Source organism: Pseudoalteromonas sp. SR45-5 (assembly GCF_014163565.1).
GTDB lineage: Bacteria > Pseudomonadota > Gammaproteobacteria > Enterobacterales > Alteromonadaceae > Pseudoalteromonas > Pseudoalteromonas distincta.
In genome coordinates, this window is record NZ_JACJDN010000115.1 from 1 (window position 1) to 8,356 (window position 8,356).

The following is an 8,356-nucleotide window of genomic DNA, read 5'->3' on the forward strand; positions in this document are numbered from 1 at the left end:
CATCAGCGAGAGCCTAATATTTTATTGCGGATTTAATAATGTATCAAACGCTGTTTGATTAGCAAAAGTTACACAATGGCGTATTTCACTAAATTGGTAATATAATTAAAAAACCTTACCGATTTTTTTGACTAGTAACCAAGGATGATTATGAAAAACAACACCCAACTAATTTTAGCACTAGCGGCCTCTTTAATTTGTTACTCAACATATATTGTATTGATAGATAAACCTTTTAGTTTGCAAGCGTTTAACCTGTTTTTATTTCCCGTTATTTTATATTTTGTGTTTATTCGTTCGCGCAATGTTGAGCAAAGCCCGTTAAAGGCTGTACGCGTTGAGGGGCAAATGTTATACGTTTATAAGCAAGTGTTTAATATTAACGATATTAACAAAGTTGTCATCGACAAAACTAAGAGGCACGGTGTATTTGCACTACCGTATAATCAAGTTGATGGTAAAACAACTGAGTTTATTTTCAATAAAGATGCGTTTGAATCTTTAAAATCCTACCTTTTACAAAACATTCCAAATGTAAAAATTATTGAATAAAGTAAAGAAGTAACAATGAATTTAAAGAGCATATATTATTCATTGGGTTTCTTACTGCGGCGAAAAGCAATGAGGTGATAAATGAGAATATTTAGGAAAACAAACGAGTTTGATAAACTGTCGAGGTGTTACGCATGTATTAAATGTGGTACTTGGGTGAGCATAAAAGCCCAAAACTGTATGCAGTGCCAGCATAGTTTTACCAATAATGATAAAAGCTCAATGCAAACACTCTATAATCAAAATAAAGAACAAAACTGGCAACATGCAATATTGCCTATTATTTTTGTAATATTGGTAATAGCTTTATTGTTCATTTAATTTTTGCTTAAAATTTAAAAGTGCTCGACTGCAACTCTGTAACAAAATACCTCAGTACTTTAACGTGTAAAAACTACCCATAATTAAAATAATTACTCTTGTTAATCCTTCACTAAATATCACATAGCTAACGTTTTTTAATAAATGAACTAAGCTTATAAATTTCAGTCACTTAAATTGTGAGTTTATTTATATTTACTCAGTTTTTTGGCACGTAAGTTGATACAACTCCTAATAAACTTTAAAAAGGAATTACCATGACTGCTGAATACTTTATGGTACTAGGGTTACTCGGTGTTGCATTTTTTGCTGTTGCAGGGGCATTGCTTGGGTATGAAAAAAACATTAGTGGCTTTGGCGTCGTAGTGGTTGCAACTGTTACAGCATTAGGGGGCGGTACCCTCAGAGATATACTTTTAAACAAACCGGTATTTTGGATTGCAACCCCAGAGTATTTGTATTCGACCTACGGGGCCGTTATAGCAACAATTGCATTTATTCGATACTTACCGCGCGTTAATAACTACTACTTTTTATTGGTAGACGCTGTGGGTATGGCGCTATTTAATATTATGGGGATAGAAAAAGCACTCATTAATGGCTCTGGCATGGTGGTCGCAATTACCATGGGTATCACTACAGGTATATTTGGTGGTTTAATACGAGACGTAATTTGCCGTGAAGTACCAACTGTTATGCGCAGCGAACCTTACGCCTCTGCGTGTTTAGCGGGTGGCGCAGTTTATGCTGCTTTATTTAGCCTTAATGTAGATTACATTTGGTGTATTTTAGGCTCATTTTTCACGACTATCTTTTTAAGATTAGGCTCTTTGCATTGGGGTTGGCATTTAACTATTTTCAGAAAAAAAGACTTCAGAGATCAAAGCGACTAATTTTAGCTACGAGTAGCTCGCGTTTGCATGTGGTACTCGTAATTATCCTCATCCGTTATAGTAAAACCCAGCCGCTTATAAAGTCCTAATGCTGGGTTGTTTTTAAGCACGGTGAGTTTAATGGGTTTTGACTGCGCATTTGTAATAACTTGTTCAATAACCGCTTTCCCATACCCTTTATTTTGGTGCAATGGATGTATTTGTAATTGCATTATTTCAACGTATTGAGCGTGTGTTTGGTATTTTAAAGTACCAATTGGTACCTCATTTATAACTATAAGATGGGAGCAGTCATATTGATCATTAAGCCTTAAAACATGCTGTTGATCTGTTAAAAATAACCCGGCATTTTCTAAGTGTTCAACCATAGTCAGCTTTCTGAGGCTTAATAAGTAGTCTCGGTCTGAATATGCTGCCTTTATGAATTTAAAAAACATAGTGCTCCCTTGCAACAGCCTTAATGTTTATATTTGTAGAACTAATCAAAATAAGTGCGCAGTATTAAATGTGCAAGCCAAACTAACAAAGGCAAGACTACCAATACCCAAGTGCTTTCCACCAAAGCCCGCCAATAACTCCCCATACACTTAAATTAATAACGCTCATTATAAGGCCCATTACCCACCAGTCTTTTAACGATACATAGCCTGAGCCAAACACTATGGGTGATGTGCCTGTTGCGTAATGTGTTAACGACATCATCAGTGATGAGGCGCCAGCTAACAGTAAACCTAAAAATAAAGGCGGAGCGCCAAGCGCCAAACCTGCGGCGTAAAATGCGGCAAACATAGCAGTAATATGTGCTGTGGTACTGGCAAAAAAGTAATGAGCATAAAAATACACAGCTACCAATATAATAGCCGATACAATCCAGTCAAAGCCCAGTTGCGCAATGTTGCTCTCAACAAGTGTTGAAAACCACGTTACCAAACCTAGTTTGTTTAAAAAAGTGGCCATCATTACTAATGCAGAAAACCAAACAACGGTATCCCACGCTGACTTTTCTTTAAGTACATCGTCCCAGCTTAATACACCAGTCACTAATAAAACCGACAAACCTAAAAAAGCCACTGCGGTTGTATTAACTGAGTAGTCAGCCCCTAAAATCATTGCAGGTACGCCGGCCCATAAAACAAGCAGCATGGCAAAAACTCCCACCATTATTTTTTCGCCATAACTCATTGGGCCCATTTCAGTTAATTTAGATTCTGCGTAGGTTTTAGCGTCGGGCGTACTTTTAACTTCAGGTGGGTAAATGGCATAAACAACCAAAGGCACAAGGGCAATACATAGCAAACCAGGAACAAGCGCTGCCAGCGCCCACGTACTCCAAGTAATACTAATATTTGCACCAGTAGCATCAGCAACCAGCTTTACAATTAGCGGGTTAGGAGCCGTGGCGGTAATAAACATAGCTGATGTAATAGGGTTTATATGGTAACTCACTAAAGCAAGGTAGTGGCCAATTTTACGAGAGGTGCCTTCCTCAGGGGATGAGCCAAAGCTTGTTGCTATCGACTTCATAATTGGGTGAATAATAGCGCCGCCTCGCGCGGTATTACTTGGCGTTACAGGTGCTATAACAAGTTCAGAAAGTGCGAGTGCATAGCCAATACCAACTGTTTTTTTACCAAAAAGAGAAATAAAATTATAGCCAATACGATTTCCCAAACCAGTTTTAGCTAAACCCCGAGAAATAATAATAGCAATACCAATCAACCAAATTAATGAGTTAGAAAAGCCACTTAATGCATCTTTAATAGCGCCAGATGGGCTGTCATTAGTTACGCCGGTTAACGCAACAGAAGTAATAGCTAAAATAGCAATGGCGCCGATAGGCATTGCTTTACCAATAATGGCAACTATAGTACCAATAAATAAAGCGAGCAAATGCCATGCGTTTTCGGTAACACCTTGCGGAGGCGGTACAGCAAACCAAAGTAGTAAAACAATGGCTATAGAAATCAGTCCAGAGGTAACTCGAATATCAGTACCCTTCATTAAAAATGTCCCTAAGTTTTAGAAATGCATGCATTCTGTTTATTAAAAGACGACGTTATTCTACTTCATTTAATAATAAAAAAGATGACGCACATTATATGAATATTAGACTTATTTAATTTTATCAATAAAGAGGAAATAAACTATAAACTAAAGTGATTGATTACATTACCCGATAAGAGCTTACAGTGTGCTTAATTAACTCTGATTTTTAAGAGTTAGCTTGAATTGTTTTATAGGTTCGTAAGGTCTTTATAAACCTCAACGAATACTTGGAAATACAATGAACTTAAAACTAACCAATAACGTGATTACTTTTTTATTAACGAGTAGCTTTTTACTACTTGGCTTGTCGTTTGCGTTAGGAGCAAACCCTAATACGTTAACGGCTACGTTTAGTTATTATGGCGTTGATTCGCTAATGTCTGTATCTGCGTTAGGTTTAATTAGTGGCTCATTTATGATTGCCTTAGCGTTTGCCACCGTGCTCGCTCGCCTTAAACTAATGAAACCTACACCAGCACTTTTACTTGCAGCAATTATAAGTTTAGTTGCATTACTTACCTTGTTTGCCAGTAACCGTTGGATGGCTCAACTTGGCGGCTTTCCAATCATTGGTAGTGGGCAGGGCATAATTAAATACTTTGCTGTAGTGCCTTTGTATTTGTTTTTATTTTATAAAGACAAACTTACCGACAAACAACACGTACTTTTAAACTTTATACCTGTTGCCATGGTTTTATTGTGGATTGGCGGCATGAAGTTTTATGAGTTTGAAGCAAAAGGCATTGTAAGTTTAGTAGAAACTTCACCGTTTATGTCGTGGTTATACACGGTATTTAGCGTACAAGGCGCGTCTAACATGATTGGCGGGTTTGATGTATTATTTGCTGTGTTATTGGGCTTAGGGCTATTTTTAAATAATAAAAAGCTAATTATTATAAGTGGCTTAGCGTGTTTAAGTGTATTTATGATGACCCAAACATTCTTAATTACCGCCACCGGTGCATTTAGTTCTTCCACTTTATTGGAGCGTTTAGGGCAATTTGTAATTAAAGATTTGTGGTATATAGCCAACCTTGTTGTTATTGCTTTTTTAATGATTTTTAAGCCGACTAAATAAAGAGAGCGTTATGATCAGTTGCAACCAATACGACTACATCGAAATTGCTTGTATGCACCATTTAAGCATTGAGCTTATATTAAAAAATGGTGATGGTGTATGTGGCGTAGCAACTGACACAAAACGCAATGCTAATAGAGACGAATGCATAGTTGTTAATGTAAATAGCGAGTTGAAACTCATTGTGCTAACTACAATCAGCGTACTTAAAGCGCATGAGAAAAACCCATACTTTGACCACGTGAACTTTGATGTAAAGTAAGCACCTCACTCATTCGTTTTTATCATAAACACCTCAGCGAGCCTGCATCATTAATATGTTAAGGCTCGCTTATCTCACCAATGCTTTAGCTAATTACGCGCTAAATACATAAAGCCAAAATTTTCCTACAACTTTCTTTTGTTTTTAACTCGAGTTTTTCACCGAACAAGGCTAAACGCCAACTATTAAAGCGTATAAAAATGCTTATTCTGTAATAAGTAAGCCTTTATATGTCCATATATGGCGCTTGGTCATCGTGTGTTTGTTAATTATGGTCGTAAAAGGTAGCTACATAAATAAAGCTAACTTACAGAGCCTGCTGTTTAAATAAACAGCTATTTTAATTTTGTCCAATAACATTATTAAAAGTCGTTTTGATGCAAAATAACAAAGGCCTTTTTATAACATGCCTAATCACTTGTTTACATTGAAGTTATTTAGTGAAATTATTGAGCTATGTAATATACGCCGTTCTGGGGTGTTATAACCCCCCAAAGTGGTGTCTAATAAGCAGATTAGTTTTAAATCTGACCAAGGAGTAGGTTTCATGAAAAAGCTCATATTACTAAGCAAAACCTCAATATTGTTTTGCTTAGTATCAAGTAGTGCCTTTGCTACGCCTAAGGTAAATATAAATACTGAGTATTACTCAATACATGGTTCAACGGCTAATGAGCTAAGAAATGAAATGAATACTAAAAGCTCTATTAAGCAATCGGGAAACACCTACGATGCTTATACTTCTTGGTTTGTTAATTGGCGCTTTAACTGGAATGAAAGTAATGGTCTGTGCTCTATGACGAGTGTTAAAAGTACTGTCAAAGTTAATTTCACTCTTCCCAAGTGGGAGAATAGTAATAGTGCAGAGGTAAACCTAAAAAAGCGTTGGGCACATTATTACAATGCACTAATTGCTCACGAAAATGGCCATAAAGACTTTGGTATTAATGCAGCTAAAGAGATTGAAAATCGTCTGTCAGTTTTAGCAGCAAAAAATTGCTCTAGTTTAAAAAGTAAAGCCAATAGTCTTGGTAAAAAGATTATTGATAAATACGTAGTGCTTGAAAAAAAGTATGATAAAAATACTAATCATGGAATGAAAAATGGGGCTGTATTCCCATAAAACATAACAGCACGCCCAGAGGTGGACAGCAAGCACCAAAGCTCACTTTTCACCGCAAATTTTAATAGTGGTGTTCCCTTACTTTTTAATGCTGTTAAGTAAGTTGATTCGTCGTAGGGCGTATGTGTTTTCCAGCACCTAAATAGTATTCGTATCCACTTAAATGCCAATGAACTGATGATGGTATTATGAGGCTTTCCTATGGTTTCTTGCTGCCAACTATCATGGTTAATTAACGGTGCTTTAGCCTAAAATAAATAACGCACAGGTAATCCAGCCCATTCTAGAAAGAGTAAAAAAACACCCACACCAAATTTCCAGTAATTCCTTCCAAAACGTCAATTAAACAACACCAAACTCTTTTTATATTCTGCGTAAAAGTACAGTAATCGATTGAACCAAAATAGGAACTCAGTTATGGTTTATTTATCAATAAAAATAAATAAAAAACGAGTTAATCTGCAGGCTCGTTATGTAACTACGTGAGGAGAGATGATGAACAAGGAAACTATAGGGAAATACGTCGCAGTTTTGGGGTTATTGCTTTTCTGGGCACCACTTTGGGGAATTGTTGATTCGTATTTAATTATGTCCTCTTCATTTCAAGAGATAACGCTGTTTGGAAATAATGAACCTAAAATATCACAATAAGAAATGTCATCAACAGCTTTGTCTACAGTAACAGGGTTCATCTTATTTTTAGTTGCGCTTTGCTTTTTAACATTTTCCGTTGTGGGCTTAAACTATCGAACTGAGTGGCTTTTTTGGGCACTAATAATATATTCAACATTGTTACTTTTCATGTTCCCTGTTGGTACGGTGTTAGGTGTAACTCTGCTGGCAGCGCTAGTTTTGAACAGGAAAAAATTTGGGCTTGACGGTGACGTTACATAACAAAACCATTAACGAAATAAGTTAGGATGACACCCATTCTAACTTTACGGAAATAATTAATGATAGCAGTGAGTTAGGTTTAATCCATGAAAGTGCATCACGCAAAAAAGCTGAGCTACGTTGACAAGATGAAAGTAGTAATAGGTAGCCCGATATACGACAACAATTTTTATTAAAAAATGGTAAACAACTCGGCTTTGTTAAGTCTGCTTTCCTTTAAATAAAAATCGGAATAATACGGTCAATAAAGATATGAATAAATTGACCTTACTGGGTAAAACGAATGTGAATGCCTTTATTTTACGCAATGGCAACTGTATTGCCCTGTTCATAATATAGAAAAGCTGCAAAACACGATGTACTGAAAAGGGAAAGCCCTTTTAACCTAAAATAAAGACACTCAAGCACTCGTAACTCCTTCCAAAACGCCAATTAAAACAACACCAAACTCTTTTTATATTCTGCGTAAAAGTACAGTAATCGATTGAACCAAAATAGGAACTCAGCTATGGTTTGTTTATCAATAAAAACAAATAAAAAACGAGTTAATTTACAAGCTCGTTAGCAGTATTAGTTATATGGAATGTGTATTATGGATAGAGGTCAAAAAAACAAAATTAAACAGCCAAGTCTGCTTGAGCAAGTATTACCGACTGAAATGGGATTAATGCAATCATTAGGTGAATCCAAAACGCTGATTATAATGTTGGTGGTATTTTTAACTTTATTCGGCGGGTTAGGTTTGTTTTTATTAAAAATTTCTACGTGAGGTTAGTGGTATAAACTACTAACAAGCGACTACTAACTGTTTGCTTAGTTCTTTTTGCTACATATTACGACAAGTTATTATCAGCCCCTTATGCGGGCGTTGAGATTGTAGAATTACTCTTTTTAAGAAAACAACCTGTTTAATGGGTAATACATTTATTACACATTGTATTAAAGTGCTTAGAGTTAATTAAAGAAACTAATTAATTGAATTTGGCTATAGAAGTTATTCTGCAGCCTCGTTTTATTACTAAAGGATTATCGTGAAATACTCTAGGATTGTACTCTTTTCATTAGGCTTGTATTTATTGCTAGTTGCTTTATCAACAATAGCAACAAAGATTGTTGGCTTTGATGAGATGACTCAAAGTACCTCATTAGCTTTTACTTATTACGTCCTCGGATTTGTAACCTTTTTA

Annotated in this window: 8 protein-coding genes; 6 read left to right on the top strand and 2 right to left on the bottom strand. The window is 36.0% G+C overall.

All coding sequences use genetic code 11. The features are described 5' to 3' along the window. The first annotated feature begins 150 nt into the window (after positions 1 to 150). Entirely contained in the window at positions 151 to 552 is a 402-nt protein-coding gene (locus H5072_RS06505; RefSeq protein WP_182693053.1) for a hypothetical protein, read from the top strand. A 578-nt stretch (positions 553 to 1,130) separates the two neighbouring features. Further along, complete coding sequence (locus H5072_RS06510; RefSeq protein WP_004334621.1) at positions 1,131 to 1,766, top strand: trimeric intracellular cation channel family protein; 636 nt, start codon at positions 1,131 to 1,133, stop codon at positions 1,764 to 1,766. Between the two features lie 2 nt (positions 1,767 to 1,768). Here the strand turns inward: H5072_RS06510 and H5072_RS06515 are convergent, their stop codons facing one another. Together H5072_RS06515 and H5072_RS06520 are read right to left on the bottom strand one after the other, a co-directional pair. Continuing rightward, a complete protein-coding gene (locus H5072_RS06515; RefSeq protein ID WP_182693054.1) occupies positions 1,769 to 2,203 on the bottom strand; it encodes an N-acetyltransferase in 435 nt (144 codons plus the stop codon). A gap of 97 nt (positions 2,204 to 2,300) precedes the next feature. Beyond that, positions 2,301 to 3,767: a DASS family sodium-coupled anion symporter gene (locus H5072_RS06520; protein ID WP_182693055.1), complete on the bottom strand. Its 1,467-nt coding sequence runs from the start codon at positions 3,765 to 3,767 to the stop codon at positions 2,301 to 2,303. A 283-nt stretch (positions 3,768 to 4,050) separates the two neighbouring features. On the opposite strand from H5072_RS06520, the gene H5072_RS06525 reads away from it, so the two are divergent. The 4 genes from H5072_RS06525 (at position 4,051) to H5072_RS06540 (ending at position 7,938) form a co-directional block, all read left to right on the top strand. After that, positions 4,051 to 4,890 carry a DUF417 family protein gene (locus tag H5072_RS06525; RefSeq protein WP_182693056.1) on the top strand — a complete coding sequence of 280 codons (840 nt, stop codon included), beginning with the start codon at positions 4,051 to 4,053 and terminating at the stop codon, positions 4,888 to 4,890. A gap of 10 nt (positions 4,891 to 4,900) precedes the next feature. Next, positions 4,901 to 5,152, top strand: coding sequence for a Rho-binding antiterminator (locus tag H5072_RS06530; protein ID WP_182693057.1), 252 nt, complete (start codon positions 4,901 to 4,903; stop codon positions 5,150 to 5,152). A gap of 547 nt (positions 5,153 to 5,699) precedes the next feature. Beyond that, positions 5,700 to 6,275: a DUF922 domain-containing Zn-dependent protease gene (locus H5072_RS06535; RefSeq protein ID WP_149603516.1), complete on the top strand. Its 576-nt coding sequence runs from the start codon at positions 5,700 to 5,702 to the stop codon at positions 6,273 to 6,275. Between the two features lie 1,486 nt (positions 6,276 to 7,761). Then, a complete protein-coding gene (locus H5072_RS06540) occupies positions 7,762 to 7,938 on the top strand; it encodes a hypothetical protein (protein WP_171972314.1) in 177 nt (58 codons plus the stop codon). Positions 7,939 to 8,356 lie beyond the last annotated feature (418 nt).